The sequence below is a fragment of the Pseudomonas hormoni genome (assembly GCF_018502625.1).
Taxonomy (GTDB): Bacteria; Pseudomonadota; Gammaproteobacteria; order Pseudomonadales; family Pseudomonadaceae; genus Aquipseudomonas; species Aquipseudomonas hormoni.
This window is the reverse complement of sequence record NZ_CP075566.1, coordinates 3,505,670-3,530,352: the sequence shown is the minus strand read 5'-3', so window position 1 is coordinate 3,530,352 and position 24,683 is coordinate 3,505,670. Positions and strand designations below refer to the sequence as shown.

The 24,683-nt window shown below is 61.6% G+C and carries 23 protein-coding genes; 6 read left to right on the top strand and 17 right to left on the bottom strand.

What is annotated here, in order from left to right:
* Positions 1-137 precede the first annotated feature (137 nt).
* Entirely contained in the window at positions 138-1,064 is a 927-nt protein-coding gene (locus KJF94_RS16480) for a 1-aminocyclopropane-1-carboxylate deaminase/D-cysteine desulfhydrase (protein ID WP_214377362.1), read from the top strand.
* A 181-nt stretch (positions 1,065-1,245) separates the two neighbouring features.
* Here KJF94_RS16480 and KJF94_RS16475 read toward each other — a convergent pair whose 3' ends face one another.
* The 3 genes from KJF94_RS16475 to KJF94_RS16465 all read right to left on the bottom strand — a co-directional run bounded on the left by KJF94_RS16475 (position 1,246) and on the right by KJF94_RS16465 (position 4,122).
* Positions 1,246-1,794, bottom strand: a complete 549-nt coding sequence (locus KJF94_RS16475) for a cytochrome b (RefSeq protein ID WP_214377361.1) — start codon at positions 1,792-1,794, stop codon at positions 1,246-1,248.
* A 235-nt stretch (positions 1,795-2,029) separates the two neighbouring features.
* Positions 2,030-2,857: a phosphonoacetaldehyde hydrolase gene (gene phnX, locus KJF94_RS16470; protein ID WP_214377360.1), complete on the bottom strand. Its 828-nt coding sequence runs from the start codon at positions 2,855-2,857 to the stop codon at positions 2,030-2,032.
* Between the two features lie 155 nt (positions 2,858-3,012).
* Positions 3,013-4,122, bottom strand: coding sequence for a 2-aminoethylphosphonate--pyruvate transaminase (locus KJF94_RS16465; RefSeq protein WP_214377359.1), 1,110 nt, complete (start codon positions 4,120-4,122; stop codon positions 3,013-3,015).
* Positions 4,123-4,231: 109 nt separating this feature from the next.
* Between KJF94_RS16465 and KJF94_RS16460 the strand changes: the two genes are divergently transcribed.
* Entirely contained in the window at positions 4,232-5,092 is an 861-nt protein-coding gene (locus KJF94_RS16460; protein WP_214377358.1) for a LysR substrate-binding domain-containing protein, read from the top strand.
* Positions 5,093-5,188: 96 nt separating this feature from the next.
* Here KJF94_RS16460 and KJF94_RS16455 read toward each other — a convergent pair whose 3' ends face one another.
* Positions 5,189-6,061, bottom strand: a complete 873-nt coding sequence (locus tag KJF94_RS16455) for a LysR family transcriptional regulator (protein ID WP_214377357.1) — start codon at positions 6,059-6,061, stop codon at positions 5,189-5,191.
* Positions 6,062-6,329: 268 nt separating this feature from the next.
* Between KJF94_RS16455 and KJF94_RS16450 the strand changes: the two genes are divergently transcribed.
* The gene (locus tag KJF94_RS16450) at positions 6,330-7,655 is read left to right on the top strand and encodes an MFS transporter (protein WP_214377356.1); all 1,326 of its coding nucleotides are present in this window, start codon (positions 6,330-6,332) and stop codon (positions 7,653-7,655) included.
* A 4-nt stretch (positions 7,656-7,659) separates the two neighbouring features.
* Positions 7,660-9,057, top strand: a complete 1,398-nt coding sequence (locus KJF94_RS16445) for an FAD-dependent oxidoreductase (protein ID WP_214384887.1) — start codon at positions 7,660-7,662, stop codon at positions 9,055-9,057.
* Here KJF94_RS16445 and KJF94_RS16440 read toward each other — a convergent pair whose 3' ends face one another.
* On the bottom strand, positions 9,058-10,386 hold the full coding sequence (locus tag KJF94_RS16440) for a type VI secretion system Vgr family protein (protein WP_214384886.1): 1,329 nt from the start codon (positions 10,384-10,386) through the stop codon (positions 9,058-9,060).
* A gap of 219 nt (positions 10,387-10,605) precedes the next feature.
* Between KJF94_RS16440 and KJF94_RS16435 the strand changes: the two genes are divergently transcribed.
* Positions 10,606-11,310, top strand: coding sequence for a YebC/PmpR family DNA-binding transcriptional regulator (locus KJF94_RS16435; protein WP_214377355.1), 705 nt, complete (start codon positions 10,606-10,608; stop codon positions 11,308-11,310).
* 154 nt (positions 11,311-11,464) lie between these two features.
* Here KJF94_RS16435 and KJF94_RS16430 read toward each other — a convergent pair whose 3' ends face one another.
* The 9 genes from KJF94_RS16430 to KJF94_RS16390 all read right to left on the bottom strand — a co-directional run bounded on the left by KJF94_RS16430 (position 11,465) and on the right by KJF94_RS16390 (position 21,033).
* On the bottom strand, positions 11,465-12,769 hold the full coding sequence (locus KJF94_RS16430) for a protein kinase (protein WP_214377354.1): 1,305 nt from the start codon (positions 12,767-12,769) through the stop codon (positions 11,465-11,467).
* Positions 12,770-12,956: 187 nt separating this feature from the next.
* Entirely contained in the window at positions 12,957-14,087 is a 1,131-nt protein-coding gene (zapE, locus tag KJF94_RS16425; RefSeq protein WP_214377353.1) for a cell division protein ZapE, read from the bottom strand.
* Between the two features lie 271 nt (positions 14,088-14,358).
* Positions 14,359-15,405: an ABC transporter substrate-binding protein gene (locus KJF94_RS16420; RefSeq protein WP_214377352.1), complete on the bottom strand. Its 1,047-nt coding sequence runs from the start codon at positions 15,403-15,405 to the stop codon at positions 14,359-14,361.
* An 18-nt stretch (positions 15,406-15,423) separates the two neighbouring features.
* Positions 15,424-16,539, bottom strand: a complete 1,116-nt coding sequence (locus tag KJF94_RS16415; protein ID WP_214377351.1) for an NAD(P)/FAD-dependent oxidoreductase — start codon at positions 16,537-16,539, stop codon at positions 15,424-15,426.
* Positions 16,536-17,891 carry an FAD/NAD(P)-dependent oxidoreductase gene (locus KJF94_RS16410; RefSeq protein WP_214377350.1) on the bottom strand — a complete coding sequence of 452 codons (1,356 nt, stop codon included), beginning with the start codon at positions 17,889-17,891 and terminating at the stop codon, positions 16,536-16,538. The genes KJF94_RS16415 and KJF94_RS16410 overlap by 4 nt, the downstream gene beginning before the upstream one ends.
* A 157-nt stretch (positions 17,892-18,048) precedes the next feature.
* Entirely contained in the window at positions 18,049-18,339 is a 291-nt protein-coding gene (locus tag KJF94_RS16405; RefSeq protein ID WP_214377349.1) for a (2Fe-2S)-binding protein, read from the bottom strand.
* A gap of 7 nt (positions 18,340-18,346) precedes the next feature.
* Entirely contained in the window at positions 18,347-19,141 is a 795-nt protein-coding gene (locus KJF94_RS16400) for an ABC transporter permease (RefSeq protein ID WP_214377348.1), read from the bottom strand.
* Between the two features lie 6 nt (positions 19,142-19,147).
* The gene (locus tag KJF94_RS16395; RefSeq protein WP_214377347.1) at positions 19,148-20,017 is read right to left on the bottom strand and encodes an ABC transporter permease; all 870 of its coding nucleotides are present in this window, start codon (positions 20,015-20,017) and stop codon (positions 19,148-19,150) included.
* On the bottom strand, positions 20,014-21,033 hold the full coding sequence (locus KJF94_RS16390; protein ID WP_214377346.1) for an ABC transporter ATP-binding protein: 1,020 nt from the start codon (positions 21,031-21,033) through the stop codon (positions 20,014-20,016). Before KJF94_RS16390 ends, KJF94_RS16395 begins: the two co-directional genes overlap by 4 nt.
* Positions 21,034-21,275: 242 nt before the next feature.
* On the opposite strand from KJF94_RS16390, the gene KJF94_RS16385 reads away from it, so the two are divergent.
* Entirely contained in the window at positions 21,276-22,112 is an 837-nt protein-coding gene (locus tag KJF94_RS16385) for an IclR family transcriptional regulator (protein WP_214377345.1), read from the top strand.
* Between the two features lie 60 nt (positions 22,113-22,172).
* Here the strand turns inward: KJF94_RS16385 and KJF94_RS16380 are convergent, their stop codons facing one another.
* From KJF94_RS16380 to KJF94_RS16370, 3 genes are all read right to left on the bottom strand, one after another.
* Positions 22,173-23,090: an IS110 family transposase gene (locus tag KJF94_RS16380; RefSeq protein ID WP_214377344.1), complete on the bottom strand. Its 918-nt coding sequence runs from the start codon at positions 23,088-23,090 to the stop codon at positions 22,173-22,175.
* Positions 23,091-23,399: 309 nt separating this feature from the next.
* The gene (locus KJF94_RS16375; RefSeq protein ID WP_214377343.1) at positions 23,400-24,152 is read right to left on the bottom strand and encodes an anti-sigma factor family protein; all 753 of its coding nucleotides are present in this window, start codon (positions 24,150-24,152) and stop codon (positions 23,400-23,402) included.
* On the bottom strand, positions 24,149-24,655 hold the full coding sequence (locus KJF94_RS16370) for an RNA polymerase sigma factor (protein WP_214377342.1): 507 nt from the start codon (positions 24,653-24,655) through the stop codon (positions 24,149-24,151). The genes KJF94_RS16375 and KJF94_RS16370 overlap by 4 nt, the downstream gene beginning before the upstream one ends.
* Between the last annotated feature and the right edge of the window lie 28 nt (positions 24,656-24,683).

Sequence of the window (24,683 nt, the reverse complement as noted above, 5' to 3'; positions counted from 1 at the left end):
CCGCAGATCAGCGATGGTGATTAACCTGACGCAACACCATTGCTGATAAAAGGAGGCCTTCGGCCTCCAGCGGGAGCAAGCTCCCTCGCCACAAATTGGCTGTTAAGATGCCGGCTCTTTACCCAGAGCCGGCATCGATGCTTCTCCCTCCCAGTGACTGGCTACCCCAAGCCCCACTCGAACTTCTGCAACTTGATTGGCTAACCCGATCAGGCATCGAAGTCGCCATCCTGCGCCTCGACCGAGTCGACCCGCTGATCAGCGGCAACAAGTGGTTCAAGCTCATCGAACACCTCAAAGCAGCCGACCTCGCCGGTGCCAAAGGCATTATCAGCCTGGGCGGAGCTCACTCCAATCATCTGCATGCACTGGCGGCTGCTGGCAAACGCTTCGGGTTCAACACGGTGGGTTTGCTGCGCGGTCATCCGCAAGAAACCCCTACGATTAAAGACTTGCAAGCATTCGGCATGCAGTTGCACTGGCTGGGTTATGGCGGTTATCGCGCGCGGCATGAATCTGGTTTTTGGGAATCCTGGCGGGAGCAATACCCCGATCTGCTTCCAGTGCCTGAAGGCGGCGGAGGATTGCCGGGCGCAAAGGGCTGCATGCAGTTGAAAACAGGGGTTCGCGAGCAACTGAACGGTCTGGGCTGGAACGGCTACGACGGTTGGTGGCTGGCCTGCGGAACCGGCACCACGCTGGCCGGCCTGGTACTGGCCGAAGCGGGGGAGCATCCGGTTTACGGCGCGCTGGCAGTGCCCGACGACCATGGTGTGGCGCAGCAGGTCGAATCGATCGTGCAGGAAGCAGGCTTGCACGATCCGGTCTATGAACTGTTTGACGCCAGTCGCGGCGGTTTCGCCAAAGTCGATCCGCTGTTACTGGATTTCATCGCGCAGACCGAACAGGCCAGCGGCATTCCCCTCGAACCGCTGTATACCGGCAAAGCGCTGCTGGCGCTCAAGCAGCACGTCGAAGCGGGCAGATTTGCAAAGGGCACGCGCCTGATTTTCATCCACACCGGCGGCTTGCAGGGCCGCCGCGGATTCAATCCACAGACCTGAAGAGCACATCGCACTCTTGTAGCGAGGGAGCTTGCTCCCGCTGGGCTGCGAAGCAGCCCTGATTTCGGCAATCGCGTCGAATCTGACACACTGCACGCAAAGGTTTTAGGACTGCTACGCAGTCCAGCGGGAGCAAGCTCCCTCGCCACAGGTGGTCATTGTTTGGATCCGGCGCCGGGATTCAGCCGCGCTTGGGCATCATCCGCAACAAGGTGTTATCACCCACCACATAGTGGTGATAAATCCCCGCCACGGCGTGCAGCCCGATCAACCAGTAACCAATGGTGCCGCCGAGCACGTGCCAGCCTTCAATCTGCCTGGCCAGCGCCTTGTCCTCTGACACCAGCAGCGGCAAGTCAAAGCCATAGAACATCACCTGATGACCCTTGGCGCTGGTGACCAGCCAACCCAGTATCGGCATCGCGATCATGAAAATGTACAACGCCCAGTGCATCAACCTGGCGAGCGTGGTTTGCCAGTGCGGGGAGGCGGGGAAGATCTGCGGTGCCGGGCCGAGGCTGCGGGCGAACAATCTGAGCCAGACCAGCACGAATACCGTCAACCCCAGCATGAAGTGCGATTCGGTGATCAGCGTTCGGCCGCCGCTGCCTTTTGGAAAGATCCCGCGAAATTCGATGCAGGCGTACACCAGCGCCAGCAGGACCAGCATCAACCAGTGCAGTGTGATCGACACGGTGCTGTAGCGTGAATCGGAGTTTTTCCAGGGCATTCGGCGTTCCTCACAGTTCGGGTCGAGCCACCGTTCTTGGTCGACGGTGTGCTCTAACTGTAATCCTGTTTCGCCGGGTTTGCCTGGAGCCAGTGGAGGTTCAACGCTCTAAATCAGGTGAGCCCCCTCTGTAGGAGCGAGGCTTGCCCGCGAAGGCGTCTGAACATTCAACATGGATGTCGGCTGATAGAACGCCTTCGCGGGCAAGCCTCGCTCCTACAGGAGATGCGGGGGATCAGTCGGTTTGCGGCATCTCACCTTTGGCCAGACGCTTGTTGATGTCGGCGATCACTTCCGGCAAATCGGTGATGGTGTCGATCATGTAGTGCGGGCGCGAGCCTTCGAACAGCGCGTGGATGCGCTTGCGTTCGCTGGCCAGTTGATCACTGCCGAGGGCGCGATAACCTTCGTAGTCCAGGCCCAGCGCGTTGCCCGAGCAGATCAGCGCAACGGTCCACATACCGGCGCGACGGCCTTCGAGAATGCCCGGCACGGTGTCGTCGATCTTCACACACGCGGCGACATCGTCGATGCCCAGGGCGATGACGTTGGCCAACGCCTGAGCCGGCCATGGGCGACCGTTAGGCACTTCGTCGGTGGCGACCACGTGATCGGCGATGTATCCGTTGGTGGCGGCCAGTTCGACCACTTTGTCCATGACCTGTTTCGGGTAGCCGGAGCACGAGCCGATCTTGATTCCTTGTTGGCGCAGGTTGGCAATGGTATCCAGCGCGCCCGGAATCAGTGCCGAGTGCTCGGCGATTTTCTCGATCTGCAGCGGCATGAAGCGTTGGTAGATGGCGGTGACGTCATCGTCGGTCGGCGTGCGGCCGAATGCCTTGCGATAGCGTTCGGCGACTGCCGGCTGATCGCACAGGGTGCGGATGTGGTCCCACTTGCCCATGCCCATGGGGCCACGGGCTTCTTCGATGGACACCTGGACGTCGAATTCGGCGAAGGCCTCGACAAAAATCTGCGTGGGGGCGAACGAGCCGAAGTCGACCACGGTGCCGGCCCAGTCGAGGATGGCGGCCTGGAGTTTGGTTGGGTTGGTGTAGTTCATGGCAAATGAATTCCTGTGAGAACGAAATATTCGGGAGTTCGATGTACCTGTGGGAGCGGGCTTGCCCGCGATGAGGCCGTGTCAGTCGACATCTATGTTGAATGTCAGACCGCTATCGCGGGCAAGCCCGCTCCCACAGGGGTAGGCGGTGTGGTTCAGATTTCGAGCACTTCCATCTCGCGCAGCACTTCAGCCACCGCCGCCACGGCCGCGTGCATCTCGGCCTGGTTGACGTGGCCGATGCAGCCGACGCGGAAGGTTTCGACCTGGGTCAATTTGCCGGGGTAGAGGATGAAACCCTTGGCCTTGACGCGTTCGTAGAATTCCTTGAACTGGTAGCGCGGGTCTTTCGGCGCGTGGAAAGTGACGATGATCGGTGCCTGAATGGCGGCGGGCAGGAAGCTGCGCAAGCCGAGTTTGGCCATGTCATCGAGCAGCACTTTGCAGTTGTCGGCGTAGCGCTGATGCCGAGCCGGCAAGCCACCTTCTTCGTTGTATTGCAGCAGGGCTTCGTGCAGTGCCGCGACCACGTGGGTCGGCGGGGTGAAGCGCCACTGACCGGTCTTGGCCATGTAGGTGTGCTGGTCGAAAAGGTCCATCGCCAGGGAGTGCGAGTTACCCGCGGCGTTCGCCAGTGCTTCTTTGCGAGCGAAGACGAAACCCATCCCCGGTACGCCTTCCAGGCATTTGCCCGAGGCGGCGATCAGCGCGTCGAACGGCACCTGTTGCGCATCCACCGGCAGCGCGCCGAAAGAACTCATGGCGTCGATGATCAGGCGTTTGCCGTGTTGCGCAATGACCTGGGCGATTTCCGGCAGCGGGTTGAGGATGCCGGTGCTGGTTTCGCAGTGAATCAGCGCGACGTGAGTGATGCTGGTATCGGCTCGCAGCAGACGGTCGACGTCGGCAGCGGTGGTCGGTTCGTCTTCGGCGGTTTCAAACGTGCTGAAGGCGCGGCCGAGCACTTCGCAGATTTTCGCCAGGCGTTTGCCGTAGGCGCCGTTTATCAGCACCAGGACTTTGCCGTCGCGAGGCACCAGCGTGCCAATTGCCGCTTCGACCGCGAAGGTGCCGCTGCCTTGCAAGGGCACGCAATGGTGGCTGTCGCCGCCGTTGATGATCGCCAGCAATTGTTCGCAGAGGCTGGCGGTCAGTTGATTGAAGCGGTCATCCCATGAACCCCAGTCGACCATCATCGCCTGACGGGTGCGGGCCGAAGTAGTCAACGGGCCGGGGGTGAGCAGGATGGGTTCGGCAGTACTCATTCTCGTGTCCTCGTAATCGATGGGATGAAGCTACGGGGCTTAAATTGCAATTTGCCGTGCTATCAATCAAATTGTTTGTTGTTATGCCAACCATCAGTGAGGGTTATTCATGAACCTGTTCCAGCTCCGCGCCTTCGATGCGGTGGCCCGCGAAGGCAGCTTCACCCGTGCCGCCGCGCGGCTGTTCATCAGCCAGCCGGCGGTCACCGGGCATATCAAGGCGTTGGAGGAGCACTACCAGATCACCTTGCTGCGGCGAACGGCGCGACGGGTGGAGCTGACGGAGGAGGGCACCAAACTCGCAGCGATCACACGGGCGATGTTTGGTCTGGCTGAAGAGGCGCAAGTGATGCTCGAGGCCAATCGGCAGTTGCTCACTGGCCGCCTGGAAGTGGCGGCGGACGGGCCGCACATGGTCATGCCGATGCTGGCCAGTTTGCGGGCGCGGTATCCGGGGATCACCGTGAACCTGCGCCTGGGCAATGCCCAGGAAACCCTGGCGGCGCTGTTGTCGGAGCATGCCGACGTGGCGGTGCTGACCGAGGTCGAGCCGCGAAAGGGCTTGCATTTGCAGGCACTGAGCGAGTCGCGGATTTGTGCGCTGGTGCCGGATAGTCATCCTTGGGCGCACCGTTCGAAGGGCGTGCCGCTCAAGGAGCTGGATCAGGTGATCATGGTGTTGCGCGAACCGAGTTCGATTACCCGGCGTACGTTTGATGAGGCGTGTGTTCAGGCGAAGGTGAACCCGCGGGTGTTGCTGGAGCTGGACAGTCGCGAGGCCGTGACCGAGGCCGTCGCGGCGGAGTTGGGGGGGGGGGGGGTGTCATCGGTGGAAGTCAGCCATGACCCTCGGGTGGCGGCGGTGCCGATTATTGGTGAGGGGTTGGTAAACCGGCACATGATCGGGTGTATGGAGCGGCGTAGAGATTTGCGTTTGATACAGGCGTTTATTGAGTTGGCGCCAGTCTAATAGACCGAGGCGCGGCCTTCGCGGGCAAGCCTCGCTCCTACAAGGACGCGTGCAACCTGTAGGAGCAAGGCTTGCCCGCGAAGGGGCCAGACCTGCCTACACCAGACTCTCGCGCACCATCTCCAGAAACGTCGCCACCACCCGCCGCGAACTCTGCTCGCGCAAGCACACCAGCGTCTCCGTCAGCCGCCGTGTGCAATCGGTAATCGGCAACGCACACACCCGCGAATCCGCGCCAAATTCCGCGGCCGAGACCACGCCCACCCCGATCCCCACGACCACCGCCTCACGCGCCGCTTCCCGACCTTCAACCTGAATCGCCGGGCGAATCCGGAAACCGGCGCTGGCCATTTCCTCTTCCAGTGTCTGACGCGTCACCGAGCCGATTTCCCGCAACACCAGCGGCGTGTCGTCGAGGTCCGCCAGGCAGATCGACTCGCGGTCGGCCCACGGATGATTGCGCGAAACAAACGCGACCATCGGGTCGTTACGCAGCGGCAGCGAGATCAATCGTTCATCGCTGACTTCACGCCCAAGCAACGCCAGGTCAGCCTGATAGTTGAACAGCCGAAACAGCGATTCATCGGTGTTGCCGGTTTCGATTTTCACGCTGATGCCGGGGTAACGCTCGCAGAACCGCGCAATCTGCGGCAGCACATGCACCGGCGCATCCACCGCCAGAATCAGGCTGCCGGTCTGCAACGCCTGGGAGTCCTGCAACAACTCCTGCGCCTCGGCCTCGATGACAAACAGCCGCTGGGTGATGCCGAGCAAGCGTTCACCCAGATCGGTCAGGCGCACCGAACGTTTGTTGCGGTGGAACAGCAACACGCCAAAGCGTTCTTCGAGTTTGCGCACCTGGTCGGAAATCGCCGGTTGGGTGAGAAAAAGCCGCTCGGCGGCTTTGGTGAAGCTTCCGTGAACGGCCACGGCGTGGAAGGCTTTGAGCTGGGCGTGGGAAACCGACATCGAAACCTCCAGTAACAAGCTGAGCTTATATTGGAAATACGATAAATCGATTTCACTTATTAATCAGTAATTGTTTTTATCGGCCTCAGTCGCGGTGACTGGTCAGTCGAACAGCCTCCGTGACCATGAGCCTGCGCGTGCATTTGCAGGACTCATCTGACCGGTATCGCCTCAGGGACGCAGCGATATCGCAGTGCTCAACAATAAAAACACAGGCGTTATTTCTCAATTTCTGCCGGCACACTCACACCCTGAGGTCAGAACCACAATGAACAAGCACATCGGCACCATCAAGCGTTGGCGCGTGCAGATCTTCGCGATCACCTGGCTCGCCTACGCCGCTTTCTACTTCACCCGCAAAGCGTTTTCCGTGGCCAAACTGGGGATCGCCGAAGACCCCACGTTCACCCTCGACAAAATGGCCATGGCCAACCTCGACGCCATCTACCTCGCCGCTTACGCCATCGGCCAATTCACCTGGGGCATCCTGGCCGACCGCTTTGGTCCGCGGGTCGTGGTGCTCGGCGGCCTGCTGATTTCCGCTGCCGCAGCGCTGGTGATGGGCAGCTTCGCCACGTTACCGATTTTCGCCACCTGCATGCTGATTCAAGGCCTGGCTCAGTCCACCGGATGGTCGGGGTTGTGCAAGAACATCGGCAGTTTCTTCCCCGCCGAACAGCGCGGGCGGGTGCTCGGTTTATGGAGTTCCTGCTACGCCTTTGGCGGGCTCGTGGCTTCGCCGTTTGCCGGTTGGTGGGCGTACACGCTCATCGGCAGCTGGCACGCGGCGTTCATTTCCAGTGCGGCGGTGGTTGGGCTGGTCGCCGTGCTGTTTTTTATTTTTCAACGCAACAAACCGGAAGACGTCGGCTTGCCGGCGGTGGAGCCTGAGCCCGAGCTGACCGCCGAGGAGGCGTACGCTCAAAGCAAGATCAGCGTGCTGGAACCGCTGAAGGAAATCCTGCGCAACCGCACGGTGCTGATTCTCGGGCTCGCGTATTTCCTGCTGAAACCGGCGCGCTACGCGATTCTGCTGTGGGGGCCGGTGATCGTTTTCGAGCAGATGCCGACGGTGGGTAAAGTCGGTGCGGCGATCATCCCGACAGCGTTCGAACTGGCCGGGCTGCTTGGGCCGATCCTGCTCGGGCTGGCCTCGGACAAACTGTTCGGTGCCCGGCGCATGCCGGCCTGCGTTATCAGTTTGCTCGCGCTGACCATTTCCCTGGCGTTGTTCATGGGCGCCTTGCACACCGGCAGCGTGATGTTGGTGGTGGCGTTGTTGTTCGTCATGGGCCTGACCTTATACGGGCCGGACTCGATGATCAGCGGCGCGGCGGCCATCGATTTCGGCACCGCCAAGGCCGGCGCAACGTCGGCAGGCTTCGTCAACGGTTGCGGCTCCGTCGGGGCGATTCTCGGCGGCTTGCTGCCGGGCTACTTCGACTCGGTCACCGTGTTCATCATCTTCGCCGGCTGCGCGTTGTTCTCCGCGCTGGTGCTGATCCCTTACTGGAACAGCCGCCCGGCTGGCCTGCAGGCCAAAAGTGCGTTCGTGCCTAACCGGCCGATGAGTGTCAAACCCCTGCGTACCTGAGGAAATAGCGATGAGACCTTTCTGGCTGGAACACGCGCTGGCGGCCGAGTCGTGCGCGCCGTGCGAACCCTTGGTAGGCGACACCCGCGCCGATGTGTGCATCGTCGGCGGTGGCTACACCGGGTTGTGGACCGCGATCATGCTCAAGGAGCAGAACCCTGAACTGGACGTGTTGCTGATCGAGGCCGACATCTGCGGTGCCGGCGCCAGTGGCCGCAACGGCGGTTGTGCGCTGTCGTGGTCGGCCAAGTATTTCACCCTGGAAAGGTTGTTCGGCGTCGAAGAGGCGGTGCGTCTGGTCAAGGAATCCGAGCGCAGCATTTACGCGATCGGCACCTTCTGCGAACAGTACGGCGTGGACGCCGATTACCGCCTCGACGGCACGCTCTACACCGCGACCAATCGCGCGCAATGCGGTTCGACCGACGCGGTGATCGCAGCGCTCGAGCGCAACGGTATCAACTCTTTCACTCAGCGGCCGGTCGCGGATGTGCAGCGCATGGCCGGCTCTCGCAAACACCTGGAAGGCTGGTTCTCACCGGCCGCCGCGAGCGTGCAGCCAGGCAAACTCGTGCGCGGTTTGCGCCGGGTTGCGTTGCAGTCGGGTGTGAGGATTCATGAAAACACCGCGATGACCGGACTGGAGGAGGGCAAGCCGGCGGGCATTCAAACCCCGAACGGCACTGTCCACGCGGACCGGGTCGTACTGGCGATGAACGCGTGGATGGCCCGCGCATTCCCGCAGTTCGAACGCAGCGTGGCGATTGTCTCCAGCGACATGCTGATCACCGAACCACGCCCGGATCTGCTCAACGAAATCGGTTTGACCAGCGGCGTCACGGTGCTCGATTCGCGAATTTTTGTGCATTACTACCACAACACCCCAGACGGCCGGATCATGCTCGGCAAGGGTGGCAACACGTTCGCCTACGGTGGGCGAATGCTGCCGGTGTTCGATCAGCCGTCGCCCTATGCCGGTTTGTTGAAGCACAGCCTGAGTGAATTCTTTCCGGCGTTTGCCGAGGTCAAGGTCGAGGCCACCTGGAACGGCCCTTCGGATCGCTCTGTCACGGGGCTGCCGTTCTTCGGCCAGATGAGTGCCCACGGCAATGTGTTTTACGGGTTCGGTTATTCCGGCAGCGGGGTCGGACCGTGCCATATGGGCGGGCAGATTCTCGCTTCGATGGTCCAGGGGCTGGACAACGCCTGGACCCGTTCGCCGCTAGTCAACGGCCCTTTGGGCTTCTTTCCCCCGGAACCGATTCGCTACCTGGGCTCGCTGATGGTGCGCAACGCCATCCGCCGCAAGGAGCGCGCCGAGGATCACGGGCGCCGGCCACGGCATCTGGATGTGCGCCTGGCGAAATTCGCGGCGGCGGCCGGCAAGGCAGACAAGGGCTGATCAGGTTTTGCGGTTCACCAGCCAGTCAAACAGCAGGCGGTCATCGCCCTTGGGTTGCGGGACGGGGCCAGGCGCTGGCGGGCTGCTCGCGGTGGCGTACAACACGGGGCGGTCCGGATCACTGTCGAGAAAACTGATGAGCACGTCGGTTCCGGCGACCGGCAGCCTGGACGGATCGATCCGGCCATCGGGCGCAACGACGACCACGGGCAGCCAGAACCCGCTGGACTCATCCTCCTCGGTCTGCGGGGTTGGCCATAACCTGACCTTTATCCGGCCTTGATCATCCAGTTCCGCTGGCTGGCCGACAGGGCCCAGCACCCGCGCTGTCTGAAAACCGGGAATGTTGGGCCTGGCCTGTGTGAGCGAGGGCCGGAATACCGTTGACCATGGAATGGCGGTGAACTGATTGCTGTAACGCCGGACCCCGTCGGTTGCGTTGCGCTCAAGAATCGACGGCTGCCGACCCTGATGCCGGATTTCGATCACCAGCCATTGATCGTTGAAGTTCGGCAGCGGATGTTCCGACACTTGTACGATTCGTCCGCTGCGCAATGCGCTCTGGTTGCTTTGACCCTGCATCTGCCCATGCCGGCAGCGCAGGCGTTCCAGTGTTCGACGGCTGAGCTGGTCGCGCTCGAGCGGTTGTGGGGCAGGGTGCGCGGTGAGTGGGGGCGAGGTGTGGCGCTGGAACAGTTCACTGATCACCGGCACGTTTACGGCAGGAGACGCGTCGCCGTGAAACGGCAGGAGCAGCGGTTCCTGAGGGAAACTCAGGCTGTCGTCCGCCAGCACCAGCACATGGCCGTCGCGCTGATGTTCGAAGTGATAGTGAATGCCTTCTTCTTCGCAGAGTCGTTGCAGGAAGGCCAGGTCCGTCTCATCAAACTGAATGCACAACGGCCTGGCGGGATAGCGTCCGTTCGGCAGCTCAAAGCGGTAGCTGTCTTCTGGCAGCCCGTTTTCTTCGAGCAATTGGCGCAGGATGGCAGGCACATCGAGTTGATGAAACACCCGGCGTGAACGCTGTCGGTCGAGGTTTTGCAACCTGGGCACCAGCGCCAGCCTGTAGCCGACCCGGTGCAGGTCGCGATGTTCGCGGGTGGCGCAGTGGATGATGCCGTGAATGCCCCGGCCCTCGGTCAGGCTGAGGAACACCGGTTGTTGCAGCAGGCAATCGAGGCTCATGGCCGGCGCCAGGCCGATCACTTCGATGTCGAATCGGTAAGGCTGGTTGAGGGCTTCAAGGCCAGTGAACTGCAGCACCTGCAAACTCAAATTGCCGTTCAGCAGGGTCAGGATGAAGGGACTTTCCTTGTCGTTGTGCATCGAGCGCGCTTCTGCCAGGGAATACGGGCGCAGAGGGTACGGAAACATGACTCATTGTGGTCACCGCAAAGCGATGTTTCAGAATCGCCCTACAACTCGCGGTGAAGATGTCGATTCGACAGGATGGATTTTTTGGTCGATTGCCAACTTTAGGCCGTATAAACTTGCACAAAGCGTCGGCCAATAGATGTCTCGGCGCCACAGATAAGAGAGTGAGTAATGGGCGCACAGTGGAAGGTTAAACACAAAGAAGCGGCGTCTAACGCCAAGGGCAAGATCTTCGGCAAACTGGTGAAAGAAATCACCATCGCTGCGCGCAACGGTGCCGATACCGCCACCAACGCACACTTGCGCCTGGTGGTTGAACAGGCGAAAAAGGCTTCGATGCCCCGCGAAACCCTGGAACGTGCGATCAAGAAAGGCTCCGGCCAGCTCGGCGAAACCGTGCAATACCATCGCGTGACCTATGAAGGGTTCGCGCCGCATCAGGTGCCGCTGATCGTTGAGTGCGTGACTGACAATATCAATCGCACCGTCGCGGAAATCCGCGTCGCGTTCCGTAAGGGGCAATTGGGTGCGTCCGGTTCCGTGGCCTGGGATTTCGACCATGTGGGCATGATCGAGGCGTCCCCGGACAGCCCGGATGCCGATCCGGAAATGGCTGCCATTGAAGCCGGTGCACAGGATTTCGAGCCTGGCGAAGACGGCGCGACCTTGTTCATCACCGAAGCGAGCGACCTGGATTCGGTGCAGAAAGCCTTGCCTGAGCAGGGTTTCACCGTGTTGTCGGCGAAGCTGGGTTACAAGCCGAAGAACCCGGTCAGCGGCTTGAGCGATGAGCAGATGGCTGAGGTTGAAGCCTTCCTGGAAGGCCTCGATAACCATGATGATGTGCAGGACATGTTTGTCGGGTTGGCGGGTTAAGCCGAATCGTTTGAGATTTTGTGGCGAGGGAGCTTGCTTGTGGCGAGGGAGCTTGCTCCCGCTGGACGGCGAAGCCGTCCCCAAAGCAGCGGCTGCTGCGCAACCGAGCGGGAGCAAGCTCCCTCGCCACAGGTTTTGTATTGCCTTCATGCCTTCAGTTGAACCTGGCCAACTCCCGCACAATCTCGCTGAACCCCGGTCGCGCCAGTACATCCGGCTGACAGCAACGCTGCTGCAAATCCTCAAGATGTACACGCATCTCATCGCTCAACCCCGCGTCGATCCGCTCCAGCAATTCCCCCAATAGAACGCCAAACGCACGCACCTCGATCCGTTGCAATGCACGGCTTTCAAGGCTGTCTTCCGTCGAATGAAAAGACGCTGCGCCAAAGTCCCCCAACAGGCAATCACCGTGTTCGTTCCACATAATGTTGTGGCCATAGAGGTCGCCGTGGGTGATGCCCTGACGGTGCAGATGCTCGGCCACTGACGCGATGCCACCAGCGATCCGCAAGGCCACGCCGGCGCTGAACCGGGTGTCGCTGGCGTAGACATCGCGGCTGCAGGACGCCAGGCTCGGCAACCCGGCGAGGTTGCGATAACTCGGCTCGATCAGCTCCATGACCAGCCCGGCCTGCGCCTGCGGGTGCTCGATGATCCGTCCTTCGACCCGGATCAGGTTAGGGTGAAGCCCGGCGGTCATGCAGGCGTTCATTTCGTGCAGCGGCGAGCCATCGCTGGTCATTTCGCCCTTGTAGAGTTTGACCGCGACCGGCGTTGTCTGCTTCCACAACGCCTGATGAATGACCCCGGAAGCGCCTTCGCCCAATTGTTGTTCCAGACTGAGCTGCGACCAGGGAATCGTCGGCGTGGCCTCGAGCGCGGCCGCATCCGCCTCTGTTTCCAGCGGATTACCGGCGTAGGCCAGCCAGGTCAGGCTTGGCAGGGTCAATAGCCATTCCGGCAATTCGGTCAACTGGTTGGCGGCGATGCGGGTCAGCTCTAGGCGATGGCAATTGCTCAGGCTCTCGGGCAAGCGCTGCAGACGGTTACCGGCCAGCATCAGTTTTTGCAGGTGCGGGCGCTCACCCAGTTCGGTGGGCAGTTCGCTGATGCGGTTGTCGGTCAGGATCAGCCAGCGCAACAGCGGTGGCAGTGCAGCGCCCGGAACGGTTTCGATGCGGTTGGACTTGAACCCGAGCATGGTCAGGGCGGCGCACTGGCCAAGGCAGGCGGGCAGTTCGCTGAAATGGTTGCGGTCGCAGAACAACACACGCAAACGGGTCAGGCGATGAAAGTCGTCCGGCAGCCTGCTCAAGGCGTTGCCGCTGAGGTTGAGCACCTCGAGCGAGTCCGCGAGGTCGAGGATTTCCCGGGGGAACTCCGTCAGGCCGGCGGCCAGGTCCAGGCGAGTGGAGCCAGCCAGCAGGCCGGCGCGCAGTTGCGCAAGGGTATCCATGAACAGATTCGCTATAGATCGAGGGTAGGGCGCGGGGGCCTGAAAAAGGGCGACATGATAGCGGTAAAAACGAGGTGACTGTCAGGCCGCCTTCGCGAGCAGGCTCGCTCCCACACTGGAACACCGGTCTACTGTGGGAGCAAGCCTGCTCGCGATGACGGTGGCTGCTGCGCCGCAAATACTGGATTCAGGCCGACTCCCTGACTTCCACCAACTGCCCCAACCGACTACGGGTGCGCGCCAGATCAATGGCATCGCCGCCCAGGTTTTCTCGCAACGACCGCTGGCCCAGCAGGATCAGGTGCTTGTCCTGATCGTACAAAACGTCCACCAGATTGATGAAGCGCTGTTGTGCGGCGATTGAGCAGTCGGCGAGGAGGGGTAGTTTGTCGATGATCCAGTGATCGAATCGCCGGCACAGTTCCAGGTAATCCATGACAGCGGTGGGGTGGTCGCACAGGTCGGCGAAGGTGAAACCGATGGTTCGTCCTTCGCAGTAGCGGGCTGGAAGATGCCGGGTGCCGACGGGCAGCGCGATGGTTGGCGCGTCGGGCTCGGGCAGGTTCAATGCCTGACGCTGCGCCACGGTGGCCGGCCATACGTAGTGGCCCTGGGTAAACAGCTGCTGGGCGTGGGTTCTCGCCTGGCTGCGGTAATCGTGAGGGCCGCCGACTTCCATCACTTGCATGCGGGCGTTGATCAGGTCGATCACCGGTTTGAAGCGCGCATGATAGAGCGGGTTGGGCAGCAAGCCTTCGGGCGGGTAATTCGACGTGACCAGCAGCAGGATGCCGCGGCGGAACAGCGCCTTGAACAGCCGCGTAATGAGCATTGCATCGCCGATGTCATGGACATGAAACTCGTCGAAGCACAGCACCCGGCAATCGCTCAGCAGCTCGTCCAGGGTTGTCGCCAGTGCATCAGGGTGGTCGCGATGACTGAACATGCCCTGGTGCAGTCGGGCGAAAAACTCATGAAAGTGCAGGCGCTGTTTTGCCTCGATGGGTAGCGCCTGGAAAAAACCGTCGAGCAACCAGCTCTTGCCCCGACCGACGGCGCCATGCAGGTAAAGACCCGGCAATGGTTTCGTCGACGGGCCAAGCAGCGTCGTGGCGTGCTGCGCCATGCAGTCGATCACGCGCTGTTGGCTGTGGCTGAGTGTGTAACCCTGGGAATGGGCCTTGTGGCGAAAGTAGTCGTGGACTGCGCGTCCCGTCGCGGAATGACTGGCGAAGGCGGTCGATACCTTGCCGAAGAGGCGGCGCAGCGCGGGCCAGCGTGGTGTGAATCGCGAACGGTCAGGCGGTCGAACGGCCACTGGCATCACCCCGTTATCGTCAGGCAGGCTCCCCGAGCTGCGGCGGCGTAGTGTAACCAATACCGGAATTTTGCTGCCAGTTGTGTAGACAAGTGCGGGACGCAAAACGAGCGTTGCAGGATGTGGGGTTTGACGCGAAACCTGTGGGAGCGAGACCGGCTTGCCGGCGATGGCGGTGGGTCAGCCACAACATTACTGACTGACACTGCGCTATCGCCGGCAAGCCGGTCTCGCTCCCACAGGGATTTGTTGCGTTTACGCTATCGGAGAACTACCGCTCGATACTGCGATTCCACCGCGCATTCCACGCCGGGCGCTGTTCGTTGACCTGATCCCAGTCGATCGCAATCGCCGTTTGCAGGTACTGCTTCATCGCCTCGACCTGGCCGCGAGTCTTGTCGGTGGTCGGGGTGTTCGGGTTGGACGGGATCTGATCGCCGTCTTCAAGGGCGGCGGCTTGCGCATCGGGAGTCAGCAGAAACGCGGCGAGTTTCTGCGCCAGTTCCGGTTGGGTGTTGTTGGCGATGGCGCACTCAGCGACGTTGAGTACCACCGCGCCTTCTTTCGGTTGCGCGTACTCGACCGGCATGCCTTTGAGTTTCAGGGCCGTCACCTGAGTCGGTGTCAGCGGGAACAGCGCCGCTTCGTCGGTCTGGAGCATTTCGGAAATCTTCGCCGAGCTCGGAATGTATTCCAGCACGTTGCGCCCGATGGTGTTCGGCCAGGCCTTGAAACCCGGTTCGACGTCGGTTTCGCTGCCACCCTGAATCCGGTTGAACATCAGGAAACCGTGCAGGCCGAAGGTCGAAGAGGCCATCGACTGGAACACCAGTTTGTCCTTGAAGCGCGGGTCGGCCATGTCCATCCACGAGGTCGGTGCGGCCCAGCCTTTTTCCTTGAACAGTCGCGTGTTGTACGCCAGTCCCGTGACGCCGAGGCTGACCGCCACGGCCTGGTCCTTGATGCGGCCCTTGGCCGGAATCTGCGCCAGGGTTGGGCTGTCTTCGAGTTTGTCGCACAGGCCCATGGCGATGGCGCGGTACATGATGCCGTCGTCGAGGAACATCACGTGCATCTGCGGGTTGCCTTTGCTGGCCTGGACCTTGGCCAGGATATCGGCCGAGGTGCCGGGCACGATTACCACTTTGACGTTGTTGGCCTTTTCGAAAACCGGCAACACCTTGTCGGCGTAAAGCCGCTCCATGGTCCCGCCGTTCATGCCGAGGTAAAGCGTCGGCTCGGCCTGGGCCTGGGCGACTGTGAGCAGGGCGCTCAGGCACGAAAATCCGAGCAGTGCAGTGCGTTTGACGTTATTCATTGGCGCGACCTTCCTCTATCAAGCAACGGAGATGGAGTGAAACCGGGTGATGGAAAACGCATCCAGCGACGTGGTTGAGGCGCCGCTGCAGATGATCTCGGTGAGCGCCTGGCCCACCGCAGGGCCGATCTGAAAACCTGCGCCGGCAAAGCCGAACGCGTGCAACAGACCGGGTTGAGTGCCACTGTGACCGATCACCGGCTGGCGATCAGGCAAGTAACCTTCGGTGCCGCTCCAGGTCCGAATCGCCTGAGCGCCTTCAAGAAACGGGTAGAGCTCGACGGCCTGGCGCAGGATCTCGATCACCGCGTGTTGACCGGGGCGGGCGCGGGCGTCGTCGAGGGCAAACCCCTGACCGCCGCCCAATACACAATTGCCGCGCGCGACCTGGCGCGCATAGATACCACCGCCCTCGACTCCGGTGCTGGCGTTCATCACCCACGGCAACGGCTCAGTGACCAGCATCGCCGGGTGCCCGGCGTGCATCGGCACGGCTTCACCGAATTGCTCGGCCATTTTTCCCGCCCACGCGCCGGCGCAGTTCAACACCCAGGGTGCCCGCAGTTCGAGACCGTTTTGAGCGCTGATGCGAAAGCGCTGGCCGTCGTGCTCCACCGCGCTCACCGCGCATTGTTCATGGATCTGCGCGCCATGGCGCCGTGCTGCACGGGCAAACGCTGGCGATACCAGGCGCGGGTTGGCGTGACCGTCATCCGGACAAAACGAGGCGCCGACCGCCACCTCGCCGACCCACGGAAAACGCGCGCGTAATTCACTGCGATCCAGCACCTGCAAATCGAGGCCAAAGCCCTGGCTGCTGGCGGCGTAGTCCTGCAACGCGCGCAGATCGTCGAGGCTGCGTGCCAGTTTCAAGTGGCCGCTGCGTTGATATTCGCCGTCGATGCCGATCAACTGCGGCAACCGGCCCCAGATCTCGTGGGCCTGTTGCGATAGCGGCAGTTGCGACAGCGGCCGACCCTGACGGCGTACACCGCCATAGTTCACGCCGCTGGAATGCGAGCCGCAAAAGTCCCGCTCCAGCAGCGCCACGCGACGACCCGCCTGGCTCAGAAACAGCGCGGCGGAAGCACCGACAATGCCGCCACCAATGATCACTGCATCGACTTCGATCATGGCTCGATCTCCAGACCAAACGGCAACGGTTTGATCGGCGCCTGCGCTCGCAGTCGACCGATGTCGGACACCGCCCGATGACTTTCGCAGGCGATGATTTCCGCGGCCGCGGCACCACACATTCGACCCTGGCAACGGCCCATGCCGACCCGGCAATGGGCCTTGACCCGATTGATTTCCCAATGGCCTTCACGCACCACTTCGCGGATGTCCCCGGCGCGCACTTCTTCGCAGCGGCAGATCATCACGTCGTCAGCGGTATCGGCCGCCCAGTTTTCCGGGAATACGAAAGCGCGTTCCAGGCCATGGCGAAAGGTATCGATCCGTCCAAGTGCCTGCTCCAGTTGCACGCCACGCTGCGGCGCGATCGGGTAATCGTTGTCTTCGAGCAAGGCGAGGGCGGTCCGCTCGCCGGCCATTTCCGCCGCGTCGGCGCCCATGATGCCGGCACCGTCACCAGCCAGATAAACCTCGGCGACGCTGCTGCGACCGGCGCTGTCGCGTTGCGGCAGCCAGGCGCGGTTGAGCGGGTTCCAGGCGAAGGCGCAGCCGAGCAGATCGGCGAGTTGGGTTTCGCTGCGCAGACCGTGGGCGAAGGCCACTGCATCACAGTCCAGCGCATGCTCGCCGCTTGGGTTGGACCAGCTCAGCGACTGCACCCGCTGTTCGCCGTTGATGCGTTTCAAGGTTGCGCCCTGATGCACCGGGATGCCGTGAACGGTCAGCCAGCTGCGGTAATAAATGCCTTTGGCCAATGTGGCCGGTTGCGACAGCAGGCCGGGCAGGGCGCGGGCCTGAGCGCTGAATGGCGAACTGTCGAGTACCGCCACTACCGTCGCGCCGGCCTTGGCGTATTGATACGCCACCAGATACAGCAACGGTCCGCTGCCAGCGAACACCACCCGTTCACCGATGGCGCAGCCCTGGAATTTCAGGGCGATCTGCGCGGCGCCGAGGCTATAGACACCCGGCAACGTCCAGCCCGGCACCGGCAAAACCCGGTCGGTGGCGCCCGTGGCGACGATCACCCGAGAGAATTCCAGTCGTGCGGCGCGGGCCTCGTGCAAGGTGTCGAGTGCACCGTCTTCGGCGTTCCACACCAGGGTCTCGGGACGGTAATCGAGCTGCTCGCGCAACTCATCTATCGTTTGATGCAACGCGTTCGCCTTGCGCGCTTCGAAGCCATACAGCTTGACAGCCGAGCGTTTGAAGTTGGCCGGTTGACGCCGATAAATCTGCCCGCCGCCGCGTGCGGCTTCGTCCAGCAGGATCGGGCGCACACCATGCGCTACCAGCGTCTGCGCCGCACGAATCCCGGCCGGCCCGGCACCGATGATCACCACTGACTTCATACCCACCCCCCTTTAGCCGACCGCCGCTGAATCCCTGTGGGAGCCAGCCTGCTGGCGATGACGGTGGCACAGTCAAAAATGAGGGTGGCTGGCACTCCGTAATCGCGAGCAGGCTCGCTCCCACAGGGGATCGCGTTTCGGCAGATAGAAAAGGTGTTCATAGGCAACGCCCCGGTTCGCGACTGATCTGCTGTCCGTCCTCGAGCAACGTCGAACACGCGCGCACGCGCCGGCCATCGCCCAGCCGAACCCAGCAGTCCTGGCACGCCCCCATCAAACAAAACCCGGCGCGAGGCTCGGCGCTGAAGTCGCTGCCGCGCAAGTGTTCGCTGCAGGTCAGCACCGCGGTCAGCACGGTGTCGCCGAGCAGCCCGCTGGCCGGTTGGCCGTCGAGGGTAAAGTCCAGGGCCGGGCGGTCGCCTTCGGCCAGTCGTTTCAGCAGAGCCATGGCGCCCTCATTGTTTACCCACCAGAACCCGATCCAGGCCATAAACCCGATCAAGCAGAATCATCGTCGCCGCCGTCAGCGCAATCACCAGGGCCGACACCGCCGCCATCATCGGATCGATGGATTCGGTGGCGTACACGTACATGCGCACCGGCAAGGTTTGCGTGGCCGGCGAGGTGACAAAAATCGACAGCGTCACCTCGTCGAAACTGTTGATAAACGCCAGCAGCCAGCCACCGGCGACCCCCGGCAGAATCATCGGCAAGGTGATCTGGCGGAACAGCGTGAAGCGCCCGGCACCCAGCGATTGCGCGGCGTGTTCGGCGCTGCGATCCAGGCCGATCGCCGACGCCAGCACCAGACGCAGCACGTACGGCGTGATCACCAGCACGTGAGCAAAGATCAACCAGGCGAAGCTGCCGTTGACGCCCATCAGCGCAAACAAACGCAGCAAGGCAACACCTAAAACCAGATGCGGAATGATGATCGGCGACAGGAACAGGCCATTGAAAAAGTCCCGTCCGGGAAACTCGAAACGGGTAATAGCCAACGCCGCCGGCACCGCAATTAGCGTCGCCAGGCTGGCCGCGCTGAACGCCAGGATCAGGCTGTTGTAGAACGCATCGACAAAGTCGGCGCGCTCGAATACCGCGCGGAACCAGCGCAGGGAAAACTCCGTGGTCGGCAGGCTCAGGGTGTTTTCCGGGGTGAACGCGACGAGGCACACCACCACCAGCGGCGCGAGCATGAACAGCACCACCAGGGCATGGAACAGCAGGGCGAAAGGACCGTTCTTGGACATGACGAGTTATCCCAATGACTTCTTGTAGCGGCCTTCGATCATCCGGTTCCACGACAGCATGATCAGCAGGTTGAGCAACAGCAGCGCGACGGCGATGGCCGCACCCATCGGCCAGTTGAGCTCCGACAGGTATTGGTCGTAGATCAGCGTGGCGACCATCTTGATGCGGCGCCCGCCGAGCAGGCCGGGAATGGCGAAGGAACTGGCGGCTAGGCCGAACACGATCAGCGTGCCGGAGAGCACGCCGGGCATGATTTGCGGCAGCACCACTTTGCGCATCACCGTGAGGTGGCTGGCGCCCAGGGACAACGCAGCTTGCTCAGCGGCGGGGTCGAGTTTCTGCAGCGAGGTCCAGACCGGAATGATCATGAACGGCAGCATCACGTGGACCAGCGCTATCACCACCGCGAACGGCGTGTAGAGCAGCTTCATCGGTGAGCCACCAAAGGCTTGCAGGGTCTGGTTGACCAGACCGTCGGCGCCGAGCAACAGGCTCCAGCCGAAGGCGCGCACCACCACCGAAATCAGCAACGGCGTGAGGATCAGAATCAGGAAAATCGAACGCCATGGCGCGCCCATGCGGCTGAGGATGTAGGCCTCGGGCACGCCGATCACCACGCAGAGCAGGGTGGTCAGGGCGCTGATCCAGAATGTGCGCAGGAAGATCTCGTAGAAGTACGGGTCACCGAGCAGGCTGCTGTAGTGGTCGACGGTGTAGGCGTCACCGTTGATGCCCGAGCTGTAGTCGAAGACGTTGAACGACAACACCAGCGTCAGCAGCAGCGGGATCACCAGCAGGCTGACGTACAGCGCCAGCGCCGGTGCCGACAACAGGTAACCCTGGCGTCCCTGGCGAAGGGCGACGAGCGTACTCATGCCGACACCTCGTCGACACTCAGCACCCGCAACAGCGCCGCGTCCCAGTCGAGACCGACTGCCGTGCCTTCGTTCATCGGTGCCGAGCCGTCGTTGCGGCGCACCACGCAGAGTTCGCCCAGGGTCGTGGAGACGCCGTAGAGCCATTGGCTGCCGAGGAAGAAGCGGCTGACGATTTTGCCTTGCAGACGGCCGTGATCTTTTTCCCGCAGATCGATTTTTTCCGGGCGCAGGCTGAGGGTCAGTTCACCGCCGCTGCGCACCTGAACCACACCCGCACTGTCACGCTCGCCGGGCAGCAGATTGGCCTTGCCGACGAAGCCGGAAATGAATTCGGTGCGCGGGTGTTCGTAAAGGGTGTAGGGCGCGTCGATCTGGGTGATGCGCCCGGCCTGCATCACCACCACGCGGTCGCTGATGGACAGCGCTTCGGACTGGTCGTGGGTGACCATCAACGTGGTGATGCCGACTTCGCGCTGGATGCGACGGATCTCGAACTGCATCTCTTCGCGCAGGTTGGCGTCGAGGTTGGACAGCGGTTCGTCGAGCAGCAGCACCGGCGGCTCGATCACCAGCGCTCGGGCCAGGGCAACACGCTGGCGCTGACCACCGGACAGTTCTCGTGGGTAACGCTCGGCATGCTGATCCAGGCGCACCAGTTTCAGCACCCGATCCACGCGCTGCTGCAACTCGCCGTTGGGCACTTTGCGCATGCGCAGGCCGAAGGCGACGTTGTCCTTGACGGTCATGTGCGGGAACAGCGCGTAACTCTGGAACACCACGCCCAAACCACGGCTGGCGGGTTTGGCGTGGGTGATGTCGCGACCGTCGAGCATGATGCGCCCGCTGGTGACTTCGACGAAGCCGGCGATCATTTGCAGGGTGGTGGTTTTGCCGCAGCCGGAGGGGCCGAGCAGGGAAACGAACTCACCTTTCTCGACCGAGAGGTGGGTGGCCACGACGGCGTCGATTTCGCCGTAACGTTTGCCGAGTCCTTCAAGTTGCACAAAAGCCATAACTGCGCTCCACCTGAGATTGTTATGCGCGGCCTGAGGTCGCGCTTTTTTGTATGGGCAGATACGAAAGGTTGTTGCGGGGTGCGTTGGCGCTCGACTTGGGTCGGCTGCCGCTGTTGTTCGAATCGCCCCTGTGGACGCAGATTAGGACGAAGACTAGGATGGGCTCAATGGCCTATTTCACTGAATCGATGGTTATTTTCAGTTTCATTCAGTGAGTAAATTAATCATCGAGAAAAGACATGACTGATTCCACTGAGCGGAATGAAAACAAAAATGAAGTCGGCGTCGGTGCCGTCTCAAGACTGTTTGCCGTGTTGCGCACGTTGGGTGACACCGTCGAGGGCGGCGAGCGTGTGACGCAACTGGCCCAGCGCATCGGTTTGTCGCAGCCGACCACGCACCGTTTGCTGCGCAGCCTGATGGACGAGGGCATGGTCGAGCAGGACGTGCGCAGCAAACGTTATCGCCTGAGCCTGGATTTTTTTGCGCTGGCGGCGCGTGCCGGCAACACCGGAAACTTGCGCGAACTGGTGCGGCCGTCGTTACTGCGACTCTCGGCCTCGCTGGGGGATTCGTTGTTTTTGCTGGCGCGCAGTGGTTTTGATGCGATCTGCCTGGACCGCAGTGAAGGGCCGTTTCCGATCCGTACGTTTACCGGCGACATCGGCGGGCGGGTGGCGCTGGGTGTGGGCCAGGGCAGCCTGGCGATTCTGGCATTCCTGCCGGAAGAGGAACGCGACACGGTGATTCATTACAACTTGCCGCGGCTGAAGGATTTTCACCTGTATGACGAGGTGTTCCTGCGCTCGGAAGTCGACAACGTGCGCGCCCTCGGTTACGCCGGGCGCAACACCGGCGTGTTGCAGGGCATGGCCGGCGTGGCGGTGCCGATTCTTGATCGTGAGGGGCGTGCGGTGGCGGCGTTGAGTGTCGCCACCGTGAGTGATCGGCTGGGGCCGGATCGCTTGCCGACGGTGGTGGACATGCTCAAGCGCGAAGCGGCGCTGATCGGGCCGCGGATCAATCCGTTTGATCCGCTGTTGCGCCGGCCTTCGCAGGTTTTCGGGCAGGGTTGAATACGGTTCACAATCCTCCACCGTCCCTTGTGGGAGCAACTGTCTTCACCCTGCCATTCGTCAGCGCCATTCGGTGCCGTCTCTCAGCATGGCATTCAGTCTGATCAGTAATATTCGCATGCAGGCGATGAGCGCGACCTTCGCGCTCTTGCCTCGCGCCCGAAGAGCGTCATAGCGTGCTTTAAAGTCAGCTTGATAGCGGATCACTACCCAGCAGGACATGTAAAGCGCACGCCTCACACGGGCTCTTCCTCCATAGATTTGGCGTTTCCCGCTGTGATTGCCGCTGTCATCGTTGCAGGGTGCAATTCCTGCCAGTGCGGCGACCTGGCGACGGTCGAGCTTGCCCAATTCGGGCAGGTAAACCAGCAAACTGGCAGTGGCGACCGTGCCGATACCTTTAACAGAGATGAGCCGCTCGGTTTTTTCTGCGTCCAGGTCGTGCATGCTCTGGTGGATGGTTTTATCGAGCTGCTTGATCTGAACTTGCAGATAATGAATATGGCCTTTGATTGCCGCCACAACAGCGGGTAGCTGAGCCTGCTGAAGCCGGCGCTTATTGTCGTCCCGTTGCTGTACGAAGTGCTCGCGTTGCTGAACCAGCTCGCGCAACGCTTCACGCTCAGGCGAAATGACCTTGTCGCCGTCCATCTTCAAGACCTCGGCGAAATCGGCCAACACAGCTGCATCGATCAGATCGGTCTTGGCATTTTTGCCCATCGCCACGGCGAAAGCCCTGGCCCGGCGAGGATTGATCCTGAGGACATTGAAGTTGGCACCTAGCAATGCGGCCATGACCTTGCGTTCGTAGCCTCCCGTGGCCTCCAGCAGAACTCGGCCAACCTCGTACTGGCTCAAGCGCTGAAGAAGCTCAACACAGCCTTCTGAGGTGTTTGAAAGCTCAAAACCTTCACCGTCTGGTTGAACCCAAACAACGAGGTTTGATTTGGAGATATCGATGCCGACCCAGGAAATCATGGCAAAACCCTCTTACACTCAGGAGTGAGAGTGCTCTGGCTTTGCCCACGCTTGTGATTTCGAGTGGCTGCTCGTCCAACTGTTCGGGCTTATGGGCCAGAGTGGAAAGGTGAATGGCAGCTTGGCTCCCACACGTGCTTTAAGCACCGCGGACTCACAGCTTGCCATTCACCCCTCTCACCCCAGAGCTTATTCCTAGATCTAGACACAAGCGGGCTTGCCCGCGATTGCGGTGTATCAGTCAATATCAATGTCGAATGTGCAGCCGTCATCGCGGGCAAGCCCGCTCCCACAGGGTTCGAGGGGGGGTCAAAACTGCACGGTTTGCTTGAGCATTTTCGCCGTCGGCGTGTCTGTCGGGCTGACCATCGCGTAGTTGTATCCACCCCCCGACCAATACTCAGCCTGCAATTCACCATCACTGCGACTGCCCCTCGGCAGCAGGAAGTTTTTCGGCCCCGGCGGGCGCACGTAGAAGCTGACTTTATGCCCGCTCGGATCCTCGTAAACCACCATCGCCGCCGGCCCTTGCTCGGTACTGAGCAAGCGCCCGCTGACAGGTTTGAACCCTGCGCCGGAAAGGTCCGGCAAGCGATGGGCCTGGGTGAAATAACGGTCGAGCCAGCCCTGCATATCGCCATCGTCGCTGACCTTGTAATCCGCCGGCAGCATGCCTTGTTGGGCAAACAGCCGATAAGCCTGCATCGCATCGGCCATCGGCGCTGCAGCGCTGATGAGGGTCATTTCCCGCGCCTGCCAGCCGCTGATTCCGCCGATACTCACGGCGATCAGCAACACGGCGGCGCTGGCCAGGTGACGGCGCGATTGTCGCTTGAGGCGCTGGCGAATCAGCGTCGGGTCGAGGTCCGGGTTGGCCGGTTGCTGCAACGCACCGCTGAGGGCCGCGCGCAGTTGCTGGGCGTCCTGCTGCCAGGCGCGGACCTGTGCAGACATTTCCACGTTGCCGGCCAGAAAAGTCTCCACCAGGCGTCGGTCGTCATCATTGAGTTGGTGGTCCACATAGGCGTGCAGGTCACGCTCGCTCGGGGGCATGCTGATCATTTGAGTCTCCGCAGAGAAGGGCGGGTGATTTCGCCGTCGCTGAGTTGGCGCAAGGCCTGGCGGGCGCGGGACAGGCGCGACATCACGGTGCCGATGGGGACGTCGAGAATCTCGGCGACCTCCTTGTAACTCAGGCCTTCGACCGACACCCAGAGCAGCAACGCGCGTTGCTCGGTGCTGAGCTGATCAAAGGCTTGCAGGGTTGATTGGGCGATCACGGTGCGTTCTACCGACGGCTGGGTATCGTCCCGTCCGGTAAAGAGTTCGAGCATCCGCGCATAGCGCCGCGAGCGTCGGTGCGCGTCGAGAAATTGCCGATAAAGAATCGAAAACAGCCAGGCGCGCAAGTCGCCCTCGGGGCGTTTTGCGCTCCAGCTCGACAGCGCCCGCTCAAGGCATGACTGCACCAGATCGTCGGCGCTGCTGGGGTTGCGCGTCAACGACACGGCAAACCGGCGCAATCTGGGAATGATTTCACTCAGTTGTTCGTCGATATCATTCATGGAGTTCTGACTAGTCACTACGCTTCGG

Excerpts from the sequence above, each read along its gene's own strand:
- KJF94_RS16480 (WP_214377362.1), top strand. The coding sequence starts at position 138 with ATGCTTCTCCCTCCCAGTGACTGGCTACCCCAAGCCCCACTCGAACTT.
- KJF94_RS16475 (WP_214377361.1), bottom strand. The coding sequence starts at position 1,794 with ATGCCCTGGAAAAACTCCGATTCACGCTACAGCACCGTGTCGATCACA.
- phnX (WP_214377360.1), bottom strand. The coding sequence starts at position 2,857 with ATGAACTACACCAACCCAACCAAACTCCAGGCCGCCATCCTCGACTGG.
- KJF94_RS16465 (WP_214377359.1), bottom strand. The coding sequence starts at position 4,122 with ATGAGTACTGCCGAACCCATCCTGCTCACCCCCGGCCCGTTGACTACT.
- KJF94_RS16460 (WP_214377358.1), top strand. The coding sequence starts at position 4,232 with ATGAACCTGTTCCAGCTCCGCGCCTTCGATGCGGTGGCCCGCGAAGGC.
- KJF94_RS16455 (WP_214377357.1), bottom strand. The coding sequence starts at position 6,061 with ATGTCGGTTTCCCACGCCCAGCTCAAAGCCTTCCACGCCGTGGCCGTT.
- KJF94_RS16450 (WP_214377356.1), top strand. The coding sequence starts at position 6,330 with ATGAACAAGCACATCGGCACCATCAAGCGTTGGCGCGTGCAGATCTTC.
- KJF94_RS16440 (WP_214384886.1), bottom strand. The coding sequence starts at position 10,386 with ATGCACAACGACAAGGAAAGTCCCTTCATCCTGACCCTGCTGAACGGC.
- KJF94_RS16435 (WP_214377355.1), top strand. The coding sequence starts at position 10,606 with ATGGGCGCACAGTGGAAGGTTAAACACAAAGAAGCGGCGTCTAACGCC.
- KJF94_RS16430 (WP_214377354.1), bottom strand. The coding sequence starts at position 12,769 with ATGGATACCCTTGCGCAACTGCGCGCCGGCCTGCTGGCTGGCTCCACT.
- KJF94_RS16420 (WP_214377352.1), bottom strand. The coding sequence starts at position 15,405 with ATGAATAACGTCAAACGCACTGCACTGCTCGGATTTTCGTGCCTGAGC.
- KJF94_RS16415 (WP_214377351.1), bottom strand. The coding sequence starts at position 16,539 with ATGATCGAAGTCGATGCAGTGATCATTGGTGGCGGCATTGTCGGTGCT.
- KJF94_RS16410 (WP_214377350.1), bottom strand. The coding sequence starts at position 17,891 with ATGAAGTCAGTGGTGATCATCGGTGCCGGGCCGGCCGGGATTCGTGCG.
- KJF94_RS16405 (WP_214377349.1), bottom strand. The coding sequence starts at position 18,339 with ATGGCTCTGCTGAAACGACTGGCCGAAGGCGACCGCCCGGCCCTGGAC.
- KJF94_RS16400 (WP_214377348.1), bottom strand. The coding sequence starts at position 19,141 with ATGTCCAAGAACGGTCCTTTCGCCCTGCTGTTCCATGCCCTGGTGGTG.
- KJF94_RS16395 (WP_214377347.1), bottom strand. The coding sequence starts at position 20,017 with ATGAGTACGCTCGTCGCCCTTCGCCAGGGACGCCAGGGTTACCTGTTG.
- KJF94_RS16390 (WP_214377346.1), bottom strand. The coding sequence starts at position 21,033 with ATGGCTTTTGTGCAACTTGAAGGACTCGGCAAACGTTACGGCGAAATC.
- KJF94_RS16385 (WP_214377345.1), top strand. The coding sequence starts at position 21,276 with ATGACTGATTCCACTGAGCGGAATGAAAACAAAAATGAAGTCGGCGTC.
- KJF94_RS16380 (WP_214377344.1), bottom strand. The coding sequence starts at position 23,090 with ATGATTTCCTGGGTCGGCATCGATATCTCCAAATCAAACCTCGTTGTT.
- KJF94_RS16375 (WP_214377343.1), bottom strand. The coding sequence starts at position 24,152 with ATGATCAGCATGCCCCCGAGCGAGCGTGACCTGCACGCCTATGTGGAC.
- KJF94_RS16370 (WP_214377342.1), bottom strand. The coding sequence starts at position 24,655 with ATGAATGATATCGACGAACAACTGAGTGAAATCATTCCCAGATTGCGC.